This window comes from Bradyrhizobium sp. USDA 4451 (assembly GCF_054822585.1).
This window is the reverse complement of record NZ_JBTRCH010000001.1, coordinates 7,070,718-7,096,978: the sequence shown is the minus strand read 5'-3', so window position 1 is coordinate 7,096,978 and position 26,261 is coordinate 7,070,718. Positions and strand designations below refer to the sequence as shown.

Annotated in this window: 23 protein-coding genes; all 23 read left to right on the top strand. The window is 63.1% G+C overall.

The features are described 5' to 3' along the window. Positions 1–37 precede the first annotated feature (37 nt). The 23 genes from ACVMB0_RS33225 (at position 38) to ACVMB0_RS33115 (ending at position 26,240) form a co-directional block, all read left to right on the top strand. On the top strand, positions 38–1,591 hold the full coding sequence (locus ACVMB0_RS33225; RefSeq protein WP_456753665.1) for a lipopolysaccharide biosynthesis protein: 1,554 nt from the start codon (positions 38–40) through the stop codon (positions 1,589–1,591). Between the two features lie 2 nt (positions 1,592–1,593). Next, the gene (gene asnB, locus ACVMB0_RS33220; protein ID WP_461348896.1) at positions 1,594–3,432 is read left to right on the top strand and encodes an asparagine synthase (glutamine-hydrolyzing); all 1,839 of its coding nucleotides are present in this window, start codon (positions 1,594–1,596) and stop codon (positions 3,430–3,432) included. 3 nt (positions 3,433–3,435) lie between these two features. Further along, a complete protein-coding gene (locus tag ACVMB0_RS33215; protein ID WP_461348895.1) occupies positions 3,436–4,530 on the top strand; it encodes a glycosyltransferase family protein in 1,095 nt (364 codons plus the stop codon). Positions 4,531–4,676: 146 nt separating this feature from the next. Beyond that, entirely contained in the window at positions 4,677–5,519 is an 843-nt protein-coding gene (locus ACVMB0_RS33210) for a methyltransferase domain-containing protein (protein WP_456797819.1), read from the top strand. Then, the gene (locus tag ACVMB0_RS33205) at positions 5,516–6,085 is read left to right on the top strand and encodes an acyltransferase (RefSeq protein WP_456753669.1); all 570 of its coding nucleotides are present in this window, start codon (positions 5,516–5,518) and stop codon (positions 6,083–6,085) included. Before ACVMB0_RS33210 ends, ACVMB0_RS33205 begins: the two co-directional genes overlap by 4 nt. Next, positions 6,075–6,926, top strand: a complete 852-nt coding sequence (locus ACVMB0_RS33200; RefSeq protein ID WP_461348894.1) for a class I SAM-dependent methyltransferase — start codon at positions 6,075–6,077, stop codon at positions 6,924–6,926. Before ACVMB0_RS33205 ends, ACVMB0_RS33200 begins: the two co-directional genes overlap by 11 nt. 3 nt (positions 6,927–6,929) lie before the next feature. Then, complete coding sequence (locus tag ACVMB0_RS33195; protein WP_461348893.1) at positions 6,930–7,859, top strand: NAD-dependent epimerase/dehydratase family protein; 930 nt, start codon at positions 6,930–6,932, stop codon at positions 7,857–7,859. Then, complete coding sequence (locus tag ACVMB0_RS33190) at positions 7,856–9,040, top strand: glycosyltransferase family 4 protein (protein WP_461348892.1); 1,185 nt, start codon at positions 7,856–7,858, stop codon at positions 9,038–9,040. The genes ACVMB0_RS33195 and ACVMB0_RS33190 overlap by 4 nt, the downstream gene beginning before the upstream one ends. Positions 9,041–9,207: 167 nt before the next feature. After that, positions 9,208–11,022: an asparagine synthase (glutamine-hydrolyzing) gene (gene asnB, locus ACVMB0_RS33185; protein WP_461348891.1), complete on the top strand. Its 1,815-nt coding sequence runs from the start codon at positions 9,208–9,210 to the stop codon at positions 11,020–11,022. 8 nt (positions 11,023–11,030) lie between these two features. Then, a complete protein-coding gene (locus ACVMB0_RS33180; protein ID WP_461348890.1) occupies positions 11,031–12,122 on the top strand; it encodes a glycosyltransferase family 4 protein in 1,092 nt (363 codons plus the stop codon). After that, positions 12,119–13,336, top strand: coding sequence for a glycosyltransferase family 4 protein (locus tag ACVMB0_RS33175; RefSeq protein ID WP_461349754.1), 1,218 nt, complete (start codon positions 12,119–12,121; stop codon positions 13,334–13,336). Before ACVMB0_RS33180 ends, ACVMB0_RS33175 begins: the two co-directional genes overlap by 4 nt. Before the next feature lie 138 nt (positions 13,337–13,474). Continuing rightward, positions 13,475–14,113, top strand: coding sequence for a winged helix-turn-helix transcriptional regulator (locus ACVMB0_RS33170; protein ID WP_456753676.1), 639 nt, complete (start codon positions 13,475–13,477; stop codon positions 14,111–14,113). Continuing rightward, positions 14,113–14,628 (top strand): transcription termination/antitermination protein NusG, encoded by a 516-nt coding sequence (nusG, locus tag ACVMB0_RS33165; RefSeq protein WP_461348889.1) that lies wholly within the window; start codon positions 14,113–14,115, stop codon positions 14,626–14,628. The genes ACVMB0_RS33170 and nusG overlap by 1 nt, the downstream gene beginning before the upstream one ends. 116 nt (positions 14,629–14,744) lie before the next feature. After that, complete coding sequence (locus ACVMB0_RS33160) at positions 14,745–15,683, top strand: Gfo/Idh/MocA family oxidoreductase (protein WP_456753678.1); 939 nt, start codon at positions 14,745–14,747, stop codon at positions 15,681–15,683. Continuing rightward, complete coding sequence (locus ACVMB0_RS33155; protein WP_461348888.1) at positions 15,680–16,270, top strand: acyltransferase; 591 nt, start codon at positions 15,680–15,682, stop codon at positions 16,268–16,270. The genes ACVMB0_RS33160 and ACVMB0_RS33155 overlap by 4 nt, the downstream gene beginning before the upstream one ends. Before the next feature lie 37 nt (positions 16,271–16,307). Continuing rightward, complete coding sequence (locus ACVMB0_RS33150; protein ID WP_456753680.1) at positions 16,308–17,729, top strand: hypothetical protein; 1,422 nt, start codon at positions 16,308–16,310, stop codon at positions 17,727–17,729. Between the two features lie 44 nt (positions 17,730–17,773). Continuing rightward, entirely contained in the window at positions 17,774–19,102 is a 1,329-nt protein-coding gene (locus ACVMB0_RS33145; RefSeq protein WP_456753681.1) for a hypothetical protein, read from the top strand. 47 nt (positions 19,103–19,149) lie between these two features. Further along, positions 19,150–21,066, top strand: a complete 1,917-nt coding sequence (gene asnB, locus ACVMB0_RS33140; RefSeq protein WP_461348887.1) for an asparagine synthase (glutamine-hydrolyzing) — start codon at positions 19,150–19,152, stop codon at positions 21,064–21,066. A gap of 23 nt (positions 21,067–21,089) precedes the next feature. Beyond that, on the top strand, positions 21,090–22,037 hold the full coding sequence (locus tag ACVMB0_RS33135) for an NAD-dependent epimerase/dehydratase family protein (protein WP_456797822.1): 948 nt from the start codon (positions 21,090–21,092) through the stop codon (positions 22,035–22,037). Between the two features lie 13 nt (positions 22,038–22,050). After that, positions 22,051–22,983, top strand: coding sequence for an NAD-dependent epimerase/dehydratase family protein (locus ACVMB0_RS33130; RefSeq protein ID WP_461348886.1), 933 nt, complete (start codon positions 22,051–22,053; stop codon positions 22,981–22,983). A gap of 2 nt (positions 22,984–22,985) precedes the next feature. After that, complete coding sequence (locus tag ACVMB0_RS33125; RefSeq protein ID WP_461348885.1) at positions 22,986–24,044, top strand: NAD-dependent epimerase/dehydratase family protein; 1,059 nt, start codon at positions 22,986–22,988, stop codon at positions 24,042–24,044. Further along, positions 24,044–25,105 (top strand): non-hydrolyzing UDP-N-acetylglucosamine 2-epimerase, encoded by a 1,062-nt coding sequence (wecB, locus tag ACVMB0_RS33120; protein ID WP_456753686.1) that lies wholly within the window; start codon positions 24,044–24,046, stop codon positions 25,103–25,105. Before ACVMB0_RS33125 ends, wecB begins: the two co-directional genes overlap by 1 nt. A 136-nt stretch (positions 25,106–25,241) precedes the next feature. Further along, positions 25,242–26,240, top strand: a complete 999-nt coding sequence (locus ACVMB0_RS33115) for an NAD-dependent epimerase/dehydratase family protein (RefSeq protein WP_461348884.1) — start codon at positions 25,242–25,244, stop codon at positions 26,238–26,240. Positions 26,241–26,261 lie beyond the last annotated feature (21 nt).

The window sequence follows — 26,261 nt, the reverse complement described above, 5'->3', positions numbered from 1 at the left end:
ACTTGAGGCGTTTCGACGTGATGGACCGAAAGCGGGCATGGCAGTGAAGAGAGGTCCGTCCCATCTGCTCGGCAATTCGGCGTGGAACGCGACCGCTTTTGCGGTCGCGGTGCTGCTCAATCTGGCGATTCTCCCATTCGTGATTTTCCGGCTCGGCCTCGCCGCATTCGGTGTTGCGGGGCTGGTAACCGCCTGTGTCGCGCCGGCGCTGATGTTCAGCAATGCGCTGGGTCTTTCGACGGCGCGCGAGCTTGCGCAACGGCTGCAACTGTCCGATCGCGACGACGCACGGCGCTTCTTCGCCACCGCCCTGGCGCTCGCCATCGCCGGAGGCGGCCTGATCGCGGCCTTGCTGATCCTCGCCGGTGCGCCGCTGGCGCGACTGGGATTTCACCTCGGCGGCCCGGCCGGCGACGATCTCGGGCTTGCCTTCACCCTGGCCGGTGCCGGCTGGCTGTGCCAGTGCCTGTTCGCGGTGTTTCTCTCGCTGTTCACGGCGCGCCAGGACTATCGGCGGATCGCCGCGATCAGCATCACGGGCACGGTGGTGACGACGATGTCGATGCTGCTGTTCATCCCATACGCGCCGCGCGCCTCGACCTTCCTCGGCTGCCAGGCGCTGGGCTTCGCAACGAATCTGCTGATGGCCTTCGCCTGGTCGCGACATGCGATCAGCGACTGGCTCGCGCCGCCGACGCTCGACCGCGGCGCGCTGCGTGCGCTGGTCAAGCTTGGTGGCTGGCAGGTCGCGGCACAAAGCGGAGCGCTGTTCGCAGGCCAGGCGGACCGCTATTTGCTCGGCGCGCTGCTGCAACCGCAATTCGTCGGCTTCTACAGCGTCGCGCAGCGGCTGGAGGAGGCGGTCTATATCGGCGTCTTGAAGATCGGCGAGATCCTGTTCCCGTTCTTCAGCACGCTGCAAAAGGAAGACGATGATCGCAAGGTCGATTTGCTGCTTCGCTCGTCCTGGATTCTCAACGTGCTCGCCGCGAGCGCGCTGGGCGGCCTGATCCCGGTCGCGGGCGCGCTGCTTTATCGATGGACCGGTGCCGAGGTCGCCGCCGAGGCGCAGCTGGTGCTGGTGGTGCTTGCGATCAGCGGGATATTGGGCTCGAGCGCCAATGTGTTTGCGTTCTATCTGCTGTCGCAGGGACGTTCCAGTTTCAACGCGCTGATCTCGCTCGTCACGGGCACCTTCACGCTGGCGACCAGCGCCATCGCATTGCCGTATTTCGGCTGGCAGGCCGCCGGTTGGAGCTCCTGTGTCGGCATGGTCGCGCAGATGGTGATCACGGTGCTGCTGCTGCGGCGAACCTTCAGGCTTTCGGGGATGTGGTCACGGATGCTGCACTTCGTCCTGATCCCGCTCGGCACCGGTGTCGCCATAGCGTTGGCGCTGCGCTCGCAGCTCGGCCATATGTCATTCGACCACGCGCCGTCATGGTGGTATGTGGTCTCGCTCTACGGCGTGTCGGCGGCGGTGATCTTTGTCGCCGCTGTCGCCGTGTCTCAGCTGGGTCCCTATCGCGCCGTCTGCTGGCGCGATCTCCGCATCGTCATCACCCGCTTCTTGCCCTTCAAGGCCGCCTAGACATGTGTGGTATCGCAGGCATCGTCAATCTTCGGGGCAATCCCGTCGAGCCGGCCGAGATCTCGCGGCTGACCAGCCTGATCGCGCATCGCGGACCGTTCGGGGAAGGCACCTGGTTCAATGCCAAGCGAAACGTCGCGTTCGGCCACCGCCGGCTCGCCATCATCGATCCCGGCGAGGGCGGCTATCAGCCGATGGCATCGGGCGATGGCCGCCATGTGATCGTCTACAATGGCGAGATCTACAACTTCCTCGAGCTGCGCCGCGAACTCGAGGCGAAGGGCGCCGTGTTCCGCAGCCAGTCCGACACTGAAGTGATCCTTGCTGCCTGGCAGGCCTGGGGCGAAGACATGCTGCTGCGCTTCAACGGCATGTGGGCGCTGGCGATCTACGACACCGTCACGGATGATCTGTTCCTTGCGCGGGACCGCTTCGGCATCAAGCCGATGCTGTACGCGTTAACGTCCGAGCGCTTCGTGTTCGCATCCGAGCAGCGGGCGCTGGCGCGGAGCGGGCTGGTCGAGACGTCGCTCGATATCGACGTGGCGCGGCGATTGTTGCTTGACCCGTTCGGGATCGAAGGCAGCGAGCGGACGCTGTTCTCGCAACTCCGTCGCCTGCAGGGCGGTCACTGCATGTGGCTGCGCCAGGGGCGGGCGCAGGTGCGCCGCTGGTGGCGGACCGTGGATCACCTGCCTGTGATCCCGAACAGCGAGGCCGACCGCGTCGGGCGGTTTCGCGAGCTGTTTCACGAGTCCGTTGCGCTCCGCATGCGCAGCGACGTTCCGATCGGGACCTGCCTGTCCGGCGGCTTCGATTCGTCCGCGGTGATCTGCGCGATGGCGAGCCATGAGAAGGCCGGCATGGGACCGCGCGACTCGACAGCCTGGCGGCACGCCTTTGTCGCGACCTTTCCCGGCGCCAGCAATGACGAGCGGCCGATGGCGGAGCAAGCGGCCGCGTGGGCCGATGTGGCGCCGAGCTTTCTCGAGATCGGGCGCTCCGACGCGCTCACCGACCTCGACCGCATCCTCGACGACAATGACGACGTCTATATCGGGCTGCCGAGCGCGCCCTGGCTGATCTATCGCGAGCTGCGCCGCCAGAACGTCACCGTGTCGCTTGATGGCCACGGCGCGGATGAATTGATGGGCGCCTATTTGCAGGAAGGGCAGTCGGCCGCATTCAAGATCCGCAACGCTGCGGCCGCGCTCGCGTCCCGATCGCAACTCGCACAGCGCGGCCTCGACTTCCTGCGCGCGCAGATGATCAGGCGCCAGGGGCACTATTTCCTGCGCGGAGGGCTGACGGCGATGCCGGCGCCGCTGCCGCTGGTTGCCGAGGGTGATGAGTTGCCTGATACATGGGGTGCGCTGAACCGGCGGCTCTACCGCATGTTCCACTCGACCACCCTGCCCACCATCCTGCGCAATTTCGATCGGCTTTCGATGGCGCACGGGATCGAGGTCCGTATGCCGTTCATGGACTGGCGGCTGGTGACCTATACGATGGCGCTGCCGGAAACCAGCAAATCGGCCGATGGCATGACCAAGGTGGTGGCGCGGCAGGCGATGGCGAATTTGATGCCCGAAAGCATCCGCACCGCGCGCCGCAAGGTCGGCTTCAATTCACCGATGCCGGAATGGCTGAACGGTCCGTTGGCGGGCTGGACCACGGAATTGCTCGATCGGAAGGTTCCGGCATTCGCCGAGTTCGTCGACGAGACGCCGCTGCGGAAAGTGGTCGGTCGCTTGACGGCGTCGCAAGGCTGGGATTGGGAATCCGTCGGCCGGATCTGGCCATATCTGAACATGAAATGGATGTTGGCGAGGACCGCGTAACCGATGCGCCTGTTCCAGAATAGCGGTCTCTATCCGTCCTATCTGCCGCGGCTGAATCAGCTCGCGGCAAAGGCATCGACCTTCGCCGCGCGCCGCGACGTTTTCCTGCATGACCGCTTTGGCGCGGCGCATTTCCTCAAGCCGGTGCTCGACGGTGCGCCGGAAGCCTTCTTCACCAATGCCGACGACGACGTGCTGCAGCGCCAATGGGCGCGTGAGCAGGGCATGCAGGGGACGCCGACGTTGGAGGCGATTCTGCTGGCACAGATCGAGCATCACAGGACCGAGGTGTTCTACAATCTCGATCCGGTGCGTTATCCCAGTGCATTTGTCGCCAAGCTCCCCGGCTGTGTGAAGAAGACGCTGTGCTGGCGCGCGGCGCCCTCGGGAAACGCCGACCTGAGCGCCTATGGCGCGGTGCTTGGAAACTTCCCCTCGATCCTCAAAGCGTGGCGCGGCAAGGGCTGCCGGGCGGAGCTGTTCTTCCCCGCGATCGATCCTGTCATGGCGCAGTATGGCCACGGCGAACGGCCGATCGACGTGGCGTTTGTCGGCGGATATTCGCGGCATCATAGCGCGCGGGGCCGGACCCTCGAGCAGGTCGCGGCGCTGGCGGCTGACCGCAACATCGTATTCTGCCTCGATGCCTCGCGGCTGACACGGCTTGCCGAAAGCGCGGTCGGGCGATTGCTGCCGCTGGGGAAGCACCGCCGCCCCGACGTCATCGCGCGCATCGCAAGGACGCCGCTGTTCGGCCGGGACCTCTACGAGCTGTTCGGGTCGGCGAAGATCGTGCTCAACGGCGCCATCGACATGGCCGGCAACGATCGCGGCAACATGCGCTGCTTCGAGGCGATGGGCTGCGGCTCGCTGCTGGTGTCGGATTCGGGCAACTATCCGGAGGCTATGCAGGACGGCGTCACGATGCGCACCTACGACGCACCCGAAAAGGCCGTCGAGGCGATCTCAAGCAGCCTGCGGGATTGGCCGCAATGGGTCGGGATCGCCGCGTCCGGCCGGAGCCGCGTGCAGGAGACTTACAGCAAGGCCTCGCAATGGGCACAGTTTATCGATCTCGTCGCGCGGATTGAGCCGTAACAGAGCGTTTCGAGCGAAGTGGGTGGCGGTTGGCGTGAAGAAAACGCGCAAAAGCGAGATTCTAGAGCCCGTTCCGATTCCATCGGACCGGAAAAGGCTCTACACGGGGGCACAGAGCCGGCCAGCGGGCGGGCGATCGGGCCGGAATGATGTCTGCAAGTGACTTGATCTATCAATTGAAATGGATGGCGGACGGACTGGCCGTGCCGTTGTTCAGGATGCGGCCGCGGCCGTTCGGCCCGGGCTATCAGACGGTCAAACGCGACACCATCACCGCGGCGATCGATGGCGGCCTGCTTCAGGCGGGAAAGGAGCTTCCGCCCGGCTACGGCATCGCGATGGATGAGCGCGTGGTGGAATATCCCTGGGTCTACGGCCGATTGAAAGATGTCGGCAAGATGCTGGATGCGGGATCGACCTTCAACCATGACTTCCTGCTGCGGCGTCCGCCGCTGCGCGGCGCGGATCTCACCATCATGACGCTGGCGCCGGAGCGGCGGTGCTATTGGCATGATGGGTATTCCTATGTGTTCGGCGATCTCCGCAAGACGATGTTCGGTGATCATGTGTTCGACACGGTCGCCAGCATTTCGACTATCGAGCATATCGGGCTCGACAATCAGATGCTGTACACGGGCGATCCGCGCGATGCCGAGACCGATCGGGACGGTTTCGTCCCGGCGGTGAAAGAGTTCAAGCGCATTCTCAAGCCCGGCGGGACGTGCCTGATCTCCGTGCCGTTCGGCAAGCGCGACAATCTCGGTTGGTATCAGGTGTTCGATCTTGCCATGATCGAGCGGATCATCGAGGCCTTCGGCGCGACATCGCACCATGTCGACTATTTCGGCTATTCGCGACAAGGCTGGTCGCGCCAGAGTGCCGAGGCGCTCGCCGACGCCACCGTTTTCGACATCCATACCGGCAAGGGGCAGGGCGACGACCTTGCGGCGTCGTCGCGCGCCGTCGCCTGCCTGCAGTTGACCGCATGAATATCGATTACCTGATCCAACGTCTGATCGGTCGCGCGACGTGCCGTCTGCAAGCCGACGCGGCGCTCGGCCGCTCCGCCAGGATCAGGAACATCCGCGGCGATGCCGACAAGATCGTCGTCGGCCGCAACAGCCGCATCCTCGGCGAGCTCCTGACCTTCGCGCATGGCGGGGAGATCCGGATCGGCGAGTGGTGCTACGTCGGCGAAGGCACCCGGATCTGGTCGGCGGCCTTGATCGAGATCGGCAACCGCGTCCTGATCTCGCATTCGGCGAATGTGTTCGACAATCTCACCCATCCGCTGCGGACGGCGGAGCGCCACCGGCAGGTGCAGCAGATTTTCACGCGCGGCCATCCGAGCGACATCTCGCTCGACGAGAGCCCGGTGAGGATTTGCGATGATGCCTGGATCGGCGCGGCTGCGATGGTGTTGCGCGGGGTGACGGTCGGGCAGGGCGCCATCGTCGCGGCCGGCGCGGTCGTCACAAGGGATGTCGCGCCGTTTACGATCGTGGCCGGCAATCCGGCCGTGCTGGTGAGGGAGCTTGGCGCCGATGAACGGTGAGCGCAAGTTTACCACCTGGGAGGAAGCGGTGGTCTGGCTGCGCAATCAGCCCGACCAGCGCCAGCTCGTGCTCGACGCATTCTACGACGATCCGCTGGCCGAAGCCGCTGAACGCTATTTCCAGAGCTCCGAGTGGCGGGCGGTCTCAGCGCTGCTGGCCGGCCGGTCCGGCACCGCGCTCGATGTCGGGGCCGGCCGCGGCATTGCGAGCTACGCGCTTGCCCGCAGCGGCTTTGCGGTGACCGCGCTCGAGCCGGACCCCAGCGCGATCGTGGGTGCGGCGGCGATCCGCGGGCTGGCGCAACAGGCGCAACTGCCGATCCAGGTGGTTGAGGAGTTCTCCGAGCGGCTGCCGTTCGCCGATGCGACGTTCGATGTCGTGTTCGCCCGCGCCGTGCTGCATCACACGCGCGATCTCGAAGGTGCATGCCGGGAGATGTTTCGCGTGCTGCGGCCCGGCGGCATGCTGATCGCGGCGCGCGAGCACGTCATCAGCAAGGAAGCGGATCTTCCCCAGTTCCTTGCGCAGCACCCGCTGCATCATCTTTACGGCGGCGAGCACGCCTTCCTGCTCGATCGCTACATCGGTGCGCTGGCCACCGCCGGATTTTCGAAGGTCGACACGCTGGCGCCGCTGCAAAGCCCGATCAACCTGTTTCCCTATACGCTGGAGACCCTGAAGGCCGCGATCGTGACCAAATTGTCGCAAAAAATTCCGGTGGCGCCGCTGTGGCGGACCGCGTTTGCGTCACGCCTTGTGTTCGGCTCGCTGCTGTCGATGGCTGAACGCTTCGACAATCGGCCGGGCCGGCTGTACTCCTTTGTCTGTCACAAGGCTTGAGCGATGATCGTCTGGGTCACCGGCGCGAACGGGTTCATCGGCCGCCATCTCGTGCATGAGTTGTCAGGCGCCGGCCATGCGGTGCACGGCGTCGGGCACGGCGCGCTCGACGCGACGGAAGCCCGCCGGCTCGGCTTGCAGAGCTGGATCAACGGTGAGATCGACGCGGCCAATCTCAACGCCCTTGCGGCAGCGCACGGGCTGCCGACGCATGTCTTTCATCTGGCCGGCGGCTCCTCCGTCGGCATCTCGATCGAGCGGCCGTTGGAGGATTTTTCGCGGACGGTCGCGAGCACGGCGCGGCTGCTCGAATGGCTGCGCGGATCCGCGCCTGACTGCGCGCTGATCGCGGCGTCGAGCGCGGCCGTGTACGGCGCCGACCATGCCGGGCCGATCGCTGAAAGTGCTGTCCCGACTCCGATGTCGCCCTATGGGCAGCACAAATTCATGATGGAGCAGCTGTGCCGGAGCTACGCGCAGTCGTTCGGCATGCATTGCACGATCGTGCGGCTGTTCTCGGTCTATGGCCCCAATCTGCGCAAGCAATTGCTGTGGGACATCTGCTCGCGGCTGGAGGCCCAGCAACCCGTGCTGACGCTTGGCGGGAGCGGCCAGGAAATCCGCGACTGGACCGACGCTCGCGATGTCGCAAGGCTGCTTGCCAAAGTCGCGGAACCGTCGTCGCAGCAGAATTTTCGGGTCATCAATGGCGGTTCAGGCCGCGGCACGAGCGTTGCCGAGATCGCAGCGCACCTGATCAAGCAGTGGGGCGGCAACACGCTTGTACGTCACTCGGGCATCAGCCGGCCCGGCGATCCCGTCAGCCTGCTGGCCGACGATACAATGCTCCGCGAAATCGGATTCGATTGGCGCATTCCGCTCGACCAGGGTCTCGCCGACTATGTGGCCTGGTTCAAGGGACACGCTTCGTGACGCCGCGCGCATTGCGGTTCGCGTTTGGTCACATTTCGCGACGGCTTTGGGCCGGCGGCTACAATTATCAACGCAACCTGTTCGCGGCGCTCGACCGGTTTTTGCCCGGCGAATTCACGGCGGTCGTGTTTGCGGGGAACGCGGCTGATGAGAATGAACTCGCGGAGCTTGCCGCAGTACCGGGCGTCGAGGTCATCAGGTCGAAGGCGTTCGACGGACAGCCAGGTCTGGCTGCCGCGCTCGGACTTGGGCTGGACAGTGGAGCCGCGGCGGCGTTTCGCTCCGCGCGCGTCGATGTCGTCGTTGAAGCCGCACGCTTCTTCGGCTGGCGGCTGCCGATTCCGGCGGTGGCGTGGATCCCGGATCTGCAACACCGTTCGCTGCCGCAGCTGTTTCCGATGATGGCACGCTGGCGCCGCGAGATCGGCTTTCGCGTTCAGATCGCGTCCGGGCGGACCATCATGCTGAGCAGCGAGAGTGCCTTGCGCGATTTCCGGGCCTACTACCCGCACGCCAAGAGCCGCGTCAGCGTCGTTCGCTTCGCAACCCAGCCGCCGGCTGCGTTCCTGAACACGGACCCGTCGGACGTGATCGCGACCTATAGCCTGCCGCAGAACTATTTCTATCTGCCCAATCAGTTCTACCGCCACAAGAACCATCAACTCGTCGTCGACGCCTTGACGATCCTGAAGCGTCGTGGGGTCGATGTCGTGGTCTGCGCATCGGGCAGCACGGAGGATCGGCGCGAGCCCGGCTATTACGATCTGGTCAACTCCGAGATCAAACGCCGCGGCCTCAAGGCGCACTTCCGCCACCTCGGCGTGATCCCGTTGCCCCATGTCTACGCCCTGCTGCGAGCCTCAACCGCGCTGCTCAACCCGTCGCGCTTCGAGGGTTGGAGCACGACGGTGGAGGAGGCGAAGTCATTCGGCGTTCCGATGATCCTGTCCGACATCGACGTGCACCGCGAGCAGACCTCAGGCGTCGCCCGCTATTTCGGCGTCGATAATCCGAATGCGCTGGCCGACCACCTTGCGGAGGCTTCGCAGCAAGCGCGCGGGCTCGTCATTCGGAACGTCGTTCCGCATCAGGACGAGCGCGTCCATGCATTCGCGGCCAGTTTTGCCGCCACCATGCGAGAGGCTGCCGGTCAGGATGTCGATGCGCTGATCGAAAGATAGTCGAGCAGCGGATCGCGCGGGCGCGCGCTGACCCCTGAGGTTGACGTTCATCGCGTGAACAGGGTAGAGGAGAGCGCAGGCGCTGGGCCGGATGTCGTGCCGCAGCGGCCGGAATGCGCGTCCTGTCGAATTGTCCACGAAACCCAGACCATGCAGGTTAGTCCCACGTGTGCGGCATATTCGGCCTAGTCGCCAAGAACGGGCTCGTTGATGCTGACCAAGTCGATCGACTGACCGATCTGGTCGCTCACCGCGGGCCGGACGGGCGTGGGGTCAGGGTCAATGGCAAGGTCGGGCTGGGGCACCGGCGACTGGCCATCATCGATTTGACCGACGACGGCGCGCAGCCGATGCGCGACAGGCTGCTGCCGATCTGGATCACCTACAATGGCGAGATCTACAATTATCTCGAACTGCGCGCAGAGCTTGAAGCGCTCGGCCACGTCTTCCACACGGCGTCGGACACCGAGGTCTTGCTCACGGCCTATGTCCATTGGGGCGAAAGCTGCCTCGAGCATTTCAACGGCATGTGGTCGTTTGCGATTCATGACGAGCGTGACAATACGCTGTTCTGCGCGCGTGATCGCTTCGGTGTGAAGCCCTTCTACTTTGTCGACACGGCAAACCAGTTCGCCTTCGGTTCGGAGATTCGCCAGTTGCTGCCGTTGATCGGGCGCGCCGTCGCCGACGACGAACTTGTCAGGGACTTTCTCGTCTGCGGCCTCAGCGACCATACCGATCGGACCTTCTTCAAGGGTATCGAGAAGCTGGCCCCTGGACACAAGATGCGCGTCGATCTGGCAACGGGCGGGATCAAGATCGAGCGCTATTATTCGCTGGCGCCGCGTTCGGCCGTGGCCGACGAGCAGCAAGCCGCCAGCTCGCTGGCGGAGCTGCTCGATGACGCGACGCGCCTGCGTTTGCGCTCGGACGTTCGGGTCGGTACCTGCCTGTCGGGCGGACTGGACAGTTCCAGCGTCGCGACGCTGGCGGCCCGGCGCTATGCCTCGTCCTCCAACGATCGCTTCTTTGCCATCACGGCGGTCAGCGAGCAGGCGGAGAACAACGAGGAAGCTTACGCCGCCGACGTCGTCGCAAAGGCCGAGCTGAACTGGTTGCGTACCAAGCCGAGCTATCAGGATTTCGCGTCGACCGCGGAGGCCCTGCTCGAGGTACAGGAAGAGCCGTTCGGCGGCCCCTCGATCATGATGCAATACGAGGTGATGAAGACCGCGCGCGCCAACGGCGTCATCGTGCTGCTCGACGGTCAGGGCGGTGACGAGACGCTGCTGGGCTATCACCGCTATTATGCGGCCTGGCTGCGCGACCAGCTGGCTCGCTCCGGCGTCGGGGGATTCTTGTCCGCCTTTAGCGCGGCCACGCAGGCCGGCGTTTCGGCTCAACGGTTGCTGATGTACCTGTTTGGCGCCAGCTCGGCGGCGCTGCGGAACGCATATTACCGCTGGCAATACGCCTTCCTGAAGAGCCCGGAACTGCCGGAATGTCTTCGCCGTTTTGCGCGAGAGACGAGAGATGCGCAGCAAATGCAGGTGCTGGAGATCACCGAAACCAACCTGCCGATGCTGCTGCGTTTCGAGGACAAGAACTCGATGCGGTTTGGTATCGAGACCCGCTTGCCGTTCCTCGATTACCGCTTTGTCGAGTTTGCGTTGAGCCTGCCGACGCGCATCAAGTTGAACAAGGGCTGGACGAAATGGCCGCTCCGTGCAGCGATGCAGGACGCGCTTCCGGCCAGCATCTCCTGGCGCAAGGACAAGATCGGCTTTGCAGCACCCGACCGGCTCTGGCTCAGCCGACACTCGCCGGCGATGTATGAAAAGGTTATCGGCAGCGCCCTGCTTGCCCGCTACGCCGACATGGCTGCGGTGAAGAAGAAATTCCACCGGCTGGATCTTGGAATGCGCTGGCGGCTTTATTGCGTCGCGCTTTGGGGTGAACGCTTCCGGGTCGAATCTCCATGAAGATTTGCATGTTGTCGAGTGTCCATGCGGCCGATGACATTCGAATCGTTGAGAAGGAAGCGCGCAGCCTCTCCGAAGGCGGCCACGACGTGACCGTCGTGGCACGGTCACCTTGCCCGAGCGATCCGGGGCGCATCGATTTCAGATTGATCGAGATGCCGCCGGCTGCCCGCTGGAAGCGCCCGTGGGTCACGGGCCGAGCGGCCTTTGCCCTCGCGCGGGCGGCCAGCGCAGACGTCGTGCAATTCCACGATCCGGAGCTGATCCCGTTCGCGCTGCGGCTCAAGAGCCGAAACTGCAAGGTGGTCTACGACGTCCACGAGGATGTGCCCGCGGACATCTATTCCAAGCGGTGGATCTGGCCCTGGATGCGGCCGCTCGTCTCGCGCGGAATGGAATTGGCGGAACGCTACGCCGCCAGCCGTTTCGACGCCATCGTCGCGGCGACGCCGGCTATTGCCGATCGCTTTCGCAGCTATGGTGCTGCCGTCACGCTGGTGCGCAACACCGTGCGACTGGACGAATTCATTGAGCCTGGGCCGACGACACAACGGCGACGCCAGGCGGTCTACGTTGGCCGCACCAGCTTCGATCGCGGGCTGGTCGAAATGGTTGAAGCATGTGCCGCGGTGCGTCTGCCGCTGGTGCTGGCGGGAACAATCGGTCGCGAGGAACAAGCCTGGCTTGAGAAATCAACTGCCGACGTGTCATACAGGGGCAGGCTGGGACGTGGTGAGATCGCGAAGCTGCTGAACGAGAGTCTCATCGGCCTCAACCTGCTATTGCCTGAACCGAATTATTTGCTCTCACTTCCAACCAAGCTGTTTGAATATATGGCTGCCGGCCTACCTGTCATTTCAAGTGATCTGCCGAAATCCAAGGAGATCGTGGAGGCGGCAGGGTGCGGATTCGTCGTGTCGCTCGACGATCGCGCGGCGCTGCTGGACTGCCTGTCCAGGCTCGCGGACGACCGGCAGCTCGCGATCGGAATGGGACTGGCGGGACGGGCCGCGGTGACCCGGAATTTCAACTGGCAGCACGACGCGGCGGAACTCATCGAGCTCTACCGGCGACTTGGTTCGCTCGGGGCGGCGGCATGAACATCTGGCTGCTGCATCCCTTTGCCGGAGGCCCTGGCCTCGGGCGTCACTATCGTCCGTTCTGGCTGGCAGACGCCTGGGGCAAGATGGGGCACCGGGTGGTGATCGTCAGCGCCGCCTTTCACCACCTGCACAGGCAGCCGCGCGTTCCGGGGCCGCAGCGGATCAATGACGTCGACTTCTGGTTTCTCGACACGCCGCGCTATGGCCATGGCAGCCTGGGACGGCTGCGGAACAATCTGAGCTTTGCGCCGGCTTTCCGTTCGGCGGCATCTGCAATCGCGGCGCAGTTCGGCGAGCCGGACCTGATGATTGCGTCGAGCCCGCATCTGTTCTTCGTCTCAGCGGCCGGTCGAGTCGCGCGACAATTCGGGACGCGGTTCTGGCTCGAGGTCCGCGACCTCTGGCCGGAAAGCATCGTCGCGCTTGGCATGACGCCGGCATGGCATCCGCTGATGAAGGTGCTCGGCTGGAAGGAGCGCGCCGCCTATCGTACGGCGGATCGCGTGATCTGCCTGTTGGCCGGAGCGGAAGCTCATATGCGGGCGCGTGGCTTGCCCGCGGGCAAGTTCCTGTGGATCCCCAACGGAGTTTCCGACGGCGAAATTCAGAGCGCGCTGACCATCGAGGCCCTCGGCCATCCCCTGGTCGACCGCATCAATCTGCTGCAGCAGCGGGGCAGGCGCGTCGTGCTTTACGCCGGCGGCATGGGCCCGCCGAACGCCGTGGAGGCCATTCTCGACGCCGCTTCGATCCTCGGCAAATCAAACCCCGAGATCCATTTCGTGATGATCGGTTCCGGCACCTCGAAGGAGGCGCTGAAACAGCGGGCGGCTGCGCTCGCCAATGTGGAGTTTCACGATGAGGTCGATCGGGCGGTCGTGCACAGCATGCTGCACGCGTCCGATTGCGCGGTGGTCGCCTTCCACAACAACGCCCTCTATCACCACGGCATCAGCCCGAACAAGCTGTTCGACTACTGCCTGTTCGCACCGCGCAGTGTCATTGCCTGTGAGGAGCGGGCGCTGACCGGGCTCGAGGATCTGGTGACCGCGCGATGCGCGCCTGATGATGCCGACGCGCTTGCCGCATCCCTGCGCGCTGCCCTCGACGACCCGGCGCGTCCGCGGGCCGATCGGGTGACCGTGGCGCGGCGGTACAGCTATTCAACGCTCGCGGCGCAATACTTGGCCGAGTTGCCCAATAAGGCCTGAAGTGTGACCATCGCGTCACATGTGTCAGATGTAAATCCCTTTGTAATCAATTGGTTGAAGCGTTCATGGCATGAACGAATTTGCTTGACGTTCATCGAGTGAACGCGGTATCAGCCTGCTCCAGTGGGGACAGGCGTGATGGCAAGCACTCTACCGACGGATGAGAATGACAGCGACCGGCTGGTGCTCGGCCTGCTCACCTCGCTCGAGGCGGATGGTGCGCAATCGCAGCGGCACATCGCGGCCGAATTGGGCGTCGCGCTCGGCCTAGTCAATGCCTACCTGAAGCGGGCGATCAAGAAGGGCTTCGTCAAGGTCGGCTCGGCGCCGGCGCGGCGCTATGCCTACTATCTCACCCCGCAGGGCTTCTCCGAGAAATCGCGACTGACCGTCCAGTTCCTCACGGACTCCTTTTCGCTGTTCCGCAAGGCGAAGGAGGAATACGGCCGGCTGTTTGAACGCGCGCAGGCGCGTGGCTTCAGGCGGGTCGTGCTCGCCGGACAATCGGACCTCTGCGAGATCGCGATCCTGTGTGCGGTCGATGGGCCGATTTCGGTGCTTGCCATCGTTGATCCCGATGCGACAGCGACCCGCTTCATCGGGGTCAAGGTGGTCTCCTCCTATGCGCTGGTGGACGAGCCGTTCGATGCGGTGGTGGTGACCCATTTGACGGCCGCTCGAACCGTCTTCGACCAGGCGGTCGGCAATTTCGGCGCAGACAAGGTGCTCGCGCCGGAGCTACTGGGCTTGCGTCCCAAGCAGCCGCAGGGAGCGTGATGGCGATGCAGCCCGGGTCCCGCTGGTATGTCGTGCAGACACAAGTCAATGCCGAAGCAAAAGCGGCGGCCGGCCTCGTGCGACAGGGGTTCTCCACCTACCTTCCGCGTTATCAGCGGCGCCGCAGTCATGCGCGGAAGATCGAGCTCGTCGCCCGGCCGCTATTCCCGCGCTATCTGTTTGTCGCGATCGATGTCGCGGCACAGCGCTGGCGCGCCATTCAATCGACGCTCGGCGTTTCACATCTCGTCTGCGTCGGCGATCGGCCCGCGGCAGTTGAAAATGTCGTTATCGATGCGCTGAAATCGCGCGAGGACGAGGCCGGATTCATCGTTCTTGCGCGCAGACCGGCGTTCTCGCCTGGCGATGCGGTTCGCATTGTCGAGGGTGCATTCGCCGACAGTCTTGCGCTCGTGGAGGACGCCAGCGATCACCATCGCGTGGCCGTTCTGTTGAACCTGTTGGGCCGCAAGGTACGCGTTCTTGTCGGGGCGGATCTGATCGCCGCGGCTTGAGCGCGTCTGCCGCCTGGCGGGGCGTATTGGAGTTTTTTGCTCGGGTGTGACGCGCGATTCACCCCGAGTGCGGTAGCTTGCCTGAAGCAAGCCAAGAGTTCGAAGAGGGAGATTTCATGACCAATTATGCGCTGATCGGTGCAGCCGGCTACATCGCGCCGCGGCACATGCGGGCGATGGCCGATACCGGCGGCAAGCTCGCGGTGGCCTACGATCCCAACGACTCCGTCGGAATCATGGACAGCCATTTCCCCGACGCCGAGTTCTTTACCGAATTCGAGTTGTTCGATCGCCATGTCGGCGCGTTGCAGCGCGACGGCAAGAAGCTCGACTACATGACGATCTGCTCGCCGAACTACCTTCACGACGCGCACTGCCGGTTTGCGCTCCGCGCCGGGGTCGATGCGATCTGCGAAAAGCCGCTGGTGCTCAATCCCGGCGACATCGACGGATTAGCAGCCATCGAGCGCGACACCGGCCGGCGGATCTCCACCATTCTGCAATTGCGCCTGCATCCGGCGATCATCGCGCTTCGCGACCGCTTCGCCAACTCGCAGAAGCGCCACAAGGTCGAGCTCACCTACATCACCTCGCGCGGGCGCTGGTATCACGCCTCCTGGAAGGGCGCTGAAGACCGGTCCGGTGGCGTGGCGACCAACATCGGGGTGCACTTCTTCGACATGTTAAGCTTCGTGTTCGGACCGGCCAGCCGCAACGAGGCGCACTTGCGCGAGGCGGAGCGGGCGGCAGGCTCGCTGGAGTGCGAGCGCGCCGACGTCAGCTGGTTCCTGTCGCTCGACCGCAACGACCTGCCGGAGAGCGTAAAGGGCAAGAAGACGACCTTCCGCTCCATCACCGTCGATGGCGAAGAGGTCGAGTTCTCCGAAGGGTTCACCGATCTCCACACGCGAAGCTATGAGGAGATCATTGCCGGCCGCGGATTCAGGCTGGACGAAGTCCGTCCCTCGATCGACATCGTATCCACGTTCCGCCATGCACCGATCGTTCGGAGCAATGGCGTTCACGCCTTTGCCCAGAAGGCGATGCACAAATGAGCGAGATGCGCGAGGATCCGCGCTTCCCGGGCGTATTGATCCATCAATCGAGCTACGTCGACGATGGCGCCGTGCTCGGACGCGGCACCAAGGTCTGGCACTTTTGTCACATTCTGTCGCGCACGGTGATTGGCGAGAATTGCTCGATCGGCCAGAACGTGATGATCGGTCCGAACGTCAGGATCGGAAATGGCTGCAAGATCCAGAACAACGTCTCGATCTATGACGGCGTGGAGCTTGCGGACGACGTATTTTGCGGCCCGAGCTGCGTCTTCACCAACGTCAACAATCCGCGCGCCGATGTGTCGCGGAAGGATGAGTTTCGCAAGACGCCGATCGGGCGCGGCGTCAGCATCGGCGCCAATGCGACCATCGTCTGTGGACATTCGCTGGGCCAATACTGTTTCATCGGGGCCGGTTCGGTGATCACGAAGGATGTTGCTGCGTTTGCATTGATGGCGGGAAATCCCGCAAGACGGATCGGCTGGATGAGCAGGGCCGGCGAGCGGCTCGGCAACGATCTGAAGTGCCCGCGATCCGGCGAAGCTTACGTTGAAATTGACGGCCTTCTCAAACAGAAGCACTAGGTCAGCGTTTTTTCAAACCAACCTTCAGTTAGTCCAGATGATTCCAGTCACCCATCCGGTCTCTCCGCTCACTGCGGTCGACGCGCCCAATCTCAAGCGTCTCAACTTTCTGCTGCTCTGCGATTTCATGCCGGGCAGCGCCTCCACGATTATCGACCACGTCATGGGCCTGAAGGAGTTCTCCAGGCACTCGATCCAGATCTTCAACTCGCGGGGCGACGTCTCCAGCCTGCTTGAGCTCGACCGGTTTGACGGTGTCATCATCCACTATTCTCTCGTCGCCTGCATGGACACCTATATTGGTCCCAATCTGCGGGCAGCCATCTGCAGGTTCAAGGGGTTGAAGGCAGCCTTCATCCAGGACGAGTATCGCTGGATCAACGACACGATGGCCGCATTCCGGCAGCTCGGCATCCATATCCTGTTCAGTGTCGTCCCGCAGGAGATCATGGACGACTACTATCCGCAGGATCGGCTGCCGAATGTCGTCCGGGAAACCGTGCTCACCGGCTACGTGCCGGGCGAATTGCTCGACAGGAAGGTGCCGCGTCTCGAGGATCGTTCCATCGATGTCGGCTACCGTGCGCGAAAGGTTCCCGACTGGCTGGGGAGCTTCGCCCAGGAGAAATGGCTGATTGCCGGTCGGTTTGAGGCGGATGCCGCCCCGTACGGACTGACCTGCGACATGTCCACGCGCGAGGAAGACCGCATCTACGGCGAGAACTGGATCAATTTCCTTGCCAACTGCAAGGCCGTCCTCGGCACCGAAAGTGGCGCCAGCGTCTGCGACTTCACCGGCGAGATTCAGCGCAATGTGGATCAACATCTGGCCCGCGATCCGTCGGCGAGCTTTGAAACGCTGCGCGATCTCTATTTCAAGGATGAGGACAATCGCGTCATTCTTGCCGTCATCTCGCCGCGATGCTTCGAGGCGGCAGCGCTGCGGACATTGATGATCCTGTACGAGGGCACCTATTCCGGCAGGCTTGAGCCCTGGCGACACTATGTGCCGCTGAAAAAGGATCATTCCAACATGGCCGAGGTCATCGAGGTGCTGCGCGATCCGGTACGGGCGCAGGAGATTGTCGATCGGGCCTATCGTGAGGTTGCGCTCAATCCCGACAACAGCTTCGATGCAATGGTCCGTCAGGTCGATCGCGCTATCGACCGTCGGTATCAGCCCGAAATGGCGGCAACGAAGCGGTGTTATGCCGAAGGGGAGCTTGTCACGTTGCTCGAGCGCGAAAAGCGCCGCGCGCGACGCCGGGAGTTTGTGCAGAAGGTGATGCGGAAGGCGAAGCAGATGGTGCGCCACCGTCTGGTCGTCATCGCGAAGGTCGTTGCAGCGAATGGCGTCATCCACGTGGCGCGTTTGACGCCGGGGCCGCTCCGTCGTTGGGCGAAACGGATCGTGTTGCGCCACACGAGAATTCGTCGGCTGATCGGGATTGATGCGTGACAGTTGCCGTCCCACGGTGCCGGGTGCAGGGTTAATCTTCGATCGTGCGCATCCTTATCCTGCACGAACTCGACGATCTTGGCTCGGCGCGGCGTACGTCGATCAATCACGCGTTCGCACTCGTCAAATATGCTCCTCAGCACGAATATACGCTGCATAGCGCACGCCAACCCGTCACTGCGCGCCTCCGCGAGCAGGTCTTCGACGCGATCATTCTCGACACCACCTTCCTGTGCTGGAGGTGGGCGAGGCCGAAATCGCTGTGGCTGGACCGGATCCTCGATGCCTACGACTTCGTCGCGAAATCGGATGCGATCAAGGTGGCGCTGCCCCAGGACGAATACGACCATGCCGAGATACTCGACAACTGGCTCTCGGACTGGAAAGTCGATCTCATCTATTCCGTCTGCTACGATCAACATGCGGAGTTTTATCCTCGCGCGCGAAAGCATGCCCGGGTGCTCGAGGCGCTTACCGGATACGTCGACGACGCCGACATCGGCCTGATGCAGCGCTTTGCGGTACCGTTCGGGGACCGGGAGATCGACGTCGGCTATCGGGCCAGGGCGCTGCCGGCCTATTTCGGAAGAATTGGCCAGCTGAAGACCGAATTGGGTGACCGCTTCCGCTCCAGCATGACCGATCGCCGGCTGAAGCTCGATATCTCGACACAGGCGCGCGACGCGCTCGTCGGCGACGCCTGGCTCCGGTTCCTGGGCAACAGCAAGTTCACCCTGGGCTGCGAGAGCGGAAGTTCGCTCCTGGACGCCAGAGGGGAAATCAGGGAATGCGTCGAGCGGCGGCTGCAGCGTAATCCGGCGGCCAGCTTCGAGGAACTTGAGCAGGCCTGCTTTCCCGGCCAGGACATGAGGAATGTCTATACCGCGGCGGGTCCGCGGCTGTTCGAGGCGGCGATCGCGCGGTCCTGTCAGATACTGACGCCAGGCAATTACGCCGGTGCCCTGAAGGCGGGAGAGCACTACATCGCGCTCGCGCCTGATTGCTCGAATGCCGAAGACGTCTATGAGCAGATGCAGGACCAGGACGCCAATATGGCGCGGATCGAGGCATGTTACCGCGCCTTGGTCGAGAACCCGAAGTTCCGCTATGGGAATTTCGTGGCAGGTCTGCTAGCGGAAGTCCGTGATGCTGCGGGCAGGAAGGGGCGGTCACTCCCCGATTGCGGTACCTCAACCGGTGCGGTAACAGACGAGCTTTCCTTGCGGGAATCGTTTACTCGCGCCGTTCTTCGCGCGCATCAGCATCACATCGAGGATGTGAAGGAAATCAGGTTGCTACCCAATTTCGTTCACACAGTTGTCGTTACGCTTGTCCGCCAGATGCTGTCACTCGCGCGCAGAATTCGCGGATAGCTTTAGTGTCTTTGCAGCGATCTTGAATATCGAGGTTCTCTGAATTCATGTGTGGCATTGCAGGATTTGCATCTCTGTCCGGTCATTCCGTCGCAAGGCGCGTCGCGTCGCTCAATGCGATGAGCAGCCTGATCGCTCATCGCGGGCCAGATGGCTTGGGGCAATGGAGCGATGACGGCGGAAGCGTCGGGCTGGTGCACCGCCGGCTTGCGATCATCGATTTGTCGCCTGCCGGCGCCCAGCCGATGAAGGGGGCCAACGGCACCGTGATTTCCTACAACGGGGAAATCTACAACTTCATCGAGCTTCGCGAGCAACTCGCGGACGGCTGGACGTTCCAATCCCATTCGGACACCGAGGTGATCCTCGCCGCCTACGCCAAATGGGGCGAGCGCTGCGTCGATCATCTGCGCGGGATGTTCGCCTTCGCGATCTGGGATAATAGGAACAAGAAGCTGTTTGCCGCGCGCGATCGCTTCGGGATCAAGCCATTCTACTACACGGTGCAACAGGGGGTCTTCTACTTCGCGTCGGAGGCCAAGGCGCTGCTGCCGTTCCTGAGCGACATCCAAACCGACGCCGATGCGCTGAGCGAGTATCTCACGTTCCAGTACACGATCGGCAAGAAGACCCTGTTCAAGGGAATATCGGCGCTGCTGCCCGGCCATCTGCTTCGGCTCGAGGGCGGCGACGTCGTGACGTCCCGCTACTGGGACGTGCAGTACGATGTCGATTTCGATCGCAGTCCGAGCTACTTCGAGCGGCGCTTCACCGAACTGCTATCCGACTCGATGCAGGTGCATTTGCGCTCCGACGTGCCGGTCGGCGGTTACGTCTCGGGCGGTCTCGACTCCAGCCTCGTCGCGCTGATGGCCTCCAAGCTGGATCACCGCAGCCGTGACGCATTCCACGGCCGCTTTCTCGAATTTCCAGGCTATGACGAGAGCGGCTACGCCAAGACGGTGACCGATCTGGCGGACATGTCGCTCCATATGGTCGACATCACCGCCGCCGACTTCCGCAACAGCATCGGCGACGTGATCTATCATCTGGATTTCCCGGTTGCCGGACCGGGGTCGTTTCCGCAATACATGGTGTCCGCGCTCGCGGCGAAGAACGTCAAGGTCGTGCTGGGCGGGCAGGGCGGCGACGAGCTGCTCGGCGGCTATGCGCGGTATCTGGTCGCCTACTTCGAGCAATGCATCAAGGCGGCGGTCGACGGCACCTACCAGAGCGGTCACTACGTGGTCACGATCGAGTCGATCGTGCCCAATCTCGGCCTGCTGCGCGAATACAAGCCGATGATCAAGGAATTCTGGCGCGACGGCCTGTTCGAGGATCTTGATCGCCGGTACTTCCGCCTGGTCGATCGTTCGACCGACATGGTTGGTGAGGTCGATTGGAGCGCGCTGAACAAGGAGGCGGTGTTCGACTCCTTCCGCGCGATCTTCAACAACCAGGACAATGTGCGGAAGGAAGCCTATTTCGACAAGATGACGCACTTCGACTTCAAGTGCCTGTTGCCGGCGCTGCTTCAAGTCGAGGACCGCATGAGCATGGCGCACGGCCTGGAGAGCCGCGTGCCGCTGCTGGATCATCCTCTCGTGGAGTTTCTCGCCACAGTGCCGGCCGACGTGAAGTTCATGGGCGGGCAGATGAAGCAGCTCATGAAGACGGCGTATCGCGATACCCTGCCGAAGGCGTTGTTGCAGCGGCGTGACAAGATGGGCTTCCCGGTGCCGCTGAAGGAATGGTTCGACGGCGAGCTCAAGGACTTTGTTCTCGACATCTTTGGTGAGCAGCGCGCGAAGCATCGCCCGTTCTTCAACAGTGATGTCGTGCTCTCCAGCTTTGGCGAGCAATCCCGCTTCTCCCGAAAGACGTGGGGTCTTCTCAGTCTGGAACTCTGGCACCAACGGTTTCATGACCGGGCGGCCGAGTTCCGCGCGATGGTCAGTGCTTAAACTTCTCAATCTGGATGGTGGCTATGAAGATATTTGTAACCGGCGGTGCCGGGCAGGTCGGATCGACTGTCATTGATATGCTGCTGTCGCGCGGCGACACGGTGGTTGCGATCGACAATTATGCGACCGGCAGAGCCGACAACCTCACCAAGCACGCGAATCTGACCCTGGTCGAGGACACGATCGCGAATGCTGCCGTGGTCGATCAGTTGTTTTCCGACTTCCGGCCTGAGGTCGTGATCCATACCGCGGCGTCCTACAAGGATCCGGAGGACTGGAGCAGCGATGCCTTGGTCAACGCGGTTGGCACCGCCAACATCGCGAAGGCCTGCAAGACCTTCGGCGTATCCCGCCTGATCTACTTCCAGACCGCGCTCTGCTACGGCACCAAGCCGCTGCAGTCCCCGATCCCGCTCGACCATCCGATCAACCCGGTCAATTCCAGCTACGCGATCTCGAAGACCGCCGGCGAGCACTACGTGCAGTTCTCCGGGGTCGAATGGGTGACGTTCCGCCTGGCCAACGTGATCGGGCCGCGCAACGTGTCGGGACCGCTGCCGATCTTCTACGGACGTCTGGCCAAGGGACAGAAGTGCTTCGTCACCCCGGCGCGCCGCGACTTCTGCTACGCGGGCGACCTTGCCCGCGTCGTCGTCAAGGCCGCCGATGGTGTAGGCCGCGGCACCTATCACTTCTCGTCGGGCAAGGATGTCGCGATCAAGGAGCTCTACGATTCTGTGGTGCGGGCGATGAAGATCAATGATTATCCGGAGCCGGAAGTGAAGCCGCTCGGCCCCGACGATGCGCCTTCGATCCTGCTCGACCCGTCACGCACATTCAAGGATTTCGGTACCGTCGAATTCACCTCGCTCGATGAGATCGCTCGGCTGTCCGTCGAGCGCTGGGAGAAGGAAGGAGTCGTCGGCGGCTATACGCACCTGAAGGAAGCGCGTGCGGAAATCCGCACCTGATCGGAACAGCGACATGCGCATCATCATCACCGGCGGCGCGGGCTGCCTCGGCTCGAACCTGATCGAACACTGGCTGCCGCAGGGCCACGAGATCCTCGTGATCGACAATTTCGCCACCGGCAAGCGCGAGGTCGTGCCCGCGCTTCCCGGCCTGACCTTGATCGAGGGCTCGATCGCCGATCGGGAACTCGTCACCTCGGCGTTCGAGAAGTTCCGGCCGACGCATGTCGTGCATTCGGCGGCGTCCTACAAGGATCCGGCGAATTGGCGGGAAGACGTCGTAACCAACGTCGATGGCACCGTGAACGTGATTGACGCGGCACGTGCCGCCGGCGCGAGCCGGATCCTGAATTTTCAGACCGTGCTGTGCTACGGGCGGCCCGAAACCACGCCGATCCCGGTCGAGCACCCGCTGCGGCCATTCACCAGCTACGGAATCTCGAAGGTTGCCGGCGAGCAGTATCTGGCGATGAGCGGCCTGCCCTACATGTCGTTGCGGCTTGCGAACGTGACCGGTCCCCGTCTGGCGATCGGTCCGATCCCGACCTTCTACAAGCGCCTGAAGGCGGGGCAGGGCTGCTTCTGCAGCGACGCGCAGCGCGACTTCCTCGATATGTCCGACTTCCTCGCTGCGGTCGACCTCGCGATGGCCGAGCAGGCGCCGACCGGCGTCTTTAACGTCTCGAGCGGGATCGGCCACTCGATCAAGGAAATCTACGACCTCGTGCGGGCCCACCTTGGGCTGCCGGCCGATCCCGACGTGAAGGTGGTGCCGGTGGGCGACGACGACGTACCGTCGGTCGTTCCGGACCCAAGCCGGACCCGCGAGCGCCTCGGATGGCAGGCCAAGGTGCCCTTCGATGAGACCATTCGTCGTCTGCTTGCGTGGTACGACGCCCATGGCGTGAGCGACGTTTACAGTCACCTGGCAGCACCCAAGAGCTGATCATGAAGTCTTTTAATGGATCGACCATTCTCGTCGTCGGCGGGGCCGGATTCGTCGGCTCAAATCTCGTGCGGCTGTTGCTCGAGCAGGCGCCGGCCAAGGTCATCGTTGTCGACAATCTGCTGTCGGCCGACGCCTCGAACGTGCCGCCCGATCCGCGGATTCAGTTCGTCTCGCGTCCGATCACCGACGATGCCGTGCTTGCCGCACTGCCCGACGATCTCGACTTTGCCTTCCATCTTGCGTGCTTCCACGGCAACCAGTCGTCGATCGCAGATCCAATGGCGGATCACGACAACAACACGCTGACCAGCCTGAAGCTGTTCGAAAGGCTCAAGGACATCCGCTCGCTGCAGAAGGTGGTGTATGCCGCAGCCGGCTGTGCGGTGGCCGAGAAGACCTTCGAAGGCGCTTCGGCGACAAAGGAGGATGCTCCGGTCTCGCTGTATCACGACAGTCCTTATTCGATCTCCAAGCTGATCGGCGAGATGTACGGCAACTACTATTTCACCCGCTACAGGCTGCCGTTCGTGAAAGCACGGTTCCAGAACGTCTACGGACCGGGCGAAATTCTGGGTGCCGGTCGCTGGCGCGGCACCGTTCACACGGTTTGGCGGAACGTCACCCCGACCTTCATCTGGAAGGCGCTGCACGACGAAGCGCTGCCGGTCGAGAATGGCGGAATCGCGTCTCGCGACTTCATCTTCGTCGAGGACATGGCGCGCGGCTTGATGGCTTGTGCCCTGTCGGGTGATCCCGGCGAGATCTACAATCTCGCCTCGGGCGTCGAGACCAGCATTCTTGAACTGGCGAAGCGGGTGAATTCGATCACCGGCAACAAGACCCCGATCGCGCTCACGCCGGCACGCGACTGGGACCGGTCGGGCCAGCGTTTCGGCGATCCGGCGAAGGCGCGCGAGAAGCTCGGCTTCGTTGCAAGCGTGGCGCATGAGGATGGCCTTAGGCGGACCATCGCCTGGACGCAGGAAAACCGCCGCCGCATCCTCGGCTGCATGCGCAATCACGTGACCCACGTGCCCGACGTCGCGAAGTATTCCTGATGTCGATCAAGATCCTCACTGTGGTCGGCGCGCGACCGCAGTTCATCAAGGCCGCTGCGGTCAGCCGGGCGATCCGTGAAACGGATGGCTTGGCGGAGGTGATGATTCACACCGGGCAGCATTTCGACGCCAACATGTCCGATCTGTTCTTCGAGGAACTGGCGATCCCGAAGCCGAAGCATCATCTGGACATCAATGGCGGTGGTCACGGCGACATGACCGGGCGGATGCTGATGGAAATCGAGCCAATCCTGCTTGCCGAAAAGCCGGATTGGGTGGTGGTGTACGGCGACACCAATTCGACGCTGGCCGGTTCGCTCGCCGCGGCCAAGATCCACATTCCGGTTGCCCATGTCGAAGCCGGGCTGCGTTCCTTCAACCGGCGGATGCCGGAAGAGCTGAACCGCATCGTGACGGATCATCTCTCGACGCTTCACCTCTGCCCGACGGCGACGGCGATCGCGAATCTGGCAGCAGAGGGCGTGGTCAAGGGCGTACATCACGTCGGCGACGTGATGTACGACGCTACGCTGTTCGCGCTGGAGAAGGCCGAGGGCAGCTCCACGATCCTGACCGAGTTGCAGTTGCAGACGAAGCGATACGCGCTCGCAACCGTGCACCGCGCGGAGAATACGGATGATCCGGAGCGGCTCCGCGAGGTCGTTCAATTCCTGCTGGAGCAGTCGCGCGGGCGCACCGTGGTGCTGCCGTTGCATCCGCGCACCCGCGCCGCGGCCTCGCGGCTGGGCGTGAGCCTTGACGGGCTGCGCATCATCGACCCGGTCGGCTATCTCGACATGGCAAAGCTGCTGCATCACGCCACTGACGTCTACACGGACTCCGGCGGCCTGCAGAAGGAAGCCTATTTTCATCGGGTGCCGTGCGTGACGCTGCGTGATGAAACCGAGTGGACCGAGACGGTCGAAAACGGCTGGAACCGGCTCTGGAAAGGACCGGCGCATCTGGCGCGGAACGACATCACAGACTACGGGGAGGGCCAGGCGGCTTTCGCGATCGCGGAGCTGCTGCGGGCCCAGGCCCCACTGCATGCAGCAGGCTGAGACCATAGCCGACGGGGTTCGCACCTGTGGGCAGCACGGCGGTCGTCCCGGCGTCCGACACTCATCTTAACCTTGCCGCGAGCTCGACATTGTCCGCTCGCGGTGAAGCGTAAAACTCCAGTCCAAGAGGTCAGCCTTGGAAGTCAATGGCAAGAAGTTCCTCGTCATCGGCGGAGCCGGATTGATCGGCTCGCATGCAGTCGAGCAGCTCGCGAAGCACGACGTCGGCGAGATCGTGATCTACGACAATTTCGCGCGCGGCTCCCTCGAGAATCTCGACCGGATTCTCAGCGATCCACGGGTCAAGATATTCGAGGCGGGCGGCGATGTCTGCCAATCCGACATCCTCGATGCCGCGATGAAGGGCAAGGATGGCGTGTTCCACTTTGCCGCGCTGTGGCTGCTGCAATGTCATGAATTTCCGCGAGCGGCCTTCGACACCAACATCCGTGGCACGTTCAACGTGCTCGAAGCCTGCGTCGCGAACCGGATCAAACGTCTGGTCTATTCGTCGTCGGCATCGGTCTATGGTGACGCCATCGAAGAACCGATGTCCGAGGATCATCCGTTCAACAACAAGAACTTCTACGGAGCGACCAAGATCGCCGGTGAGGCGATGGCCACCGCATTCTGTCATCGCTACGGCCTGCCCGCGGTCGGCCTGCGCTACATGAACGTCTACGGGCCGAGGCAGGACTATCAGGGCGCTTATATCGCGGTTATCATGAAGATGCTCGACGCGATCGATCGCGGCGAAGGGCCGACGATCCTGGGAGATGGCTCGGAAGCGTTCGACTTTGTGTCGGTGCTTGATTGCGCGCGCGCAAATATCTGCGCGATGTCGGCCGATACGGTTGCGCGCTATTACAATGTCGGAACGGGCGAGCGCACCTCGCTCAAGGAACTCGCGGAAATGCTGCTGCAGCTGACCGGGTCGAACCAGCCGATCCAATATGCGCCGCGCAGCAATGCGACGTTCGTGCGCAATCGGGTCGGCTCCACCAAGCGTGCAGCAGACGAAATCGGCTTCACCGCCGAGATCGATTTGCGCGAAGGCCTGCAGATGCTGATCGAATGGCGGTCGAGGCATCGCGCGGGAGTCGAGCGGCGCCGCGCCAAGGCTGGCATTGAGTAAACCCCTGCGGTCCGAGGTCAA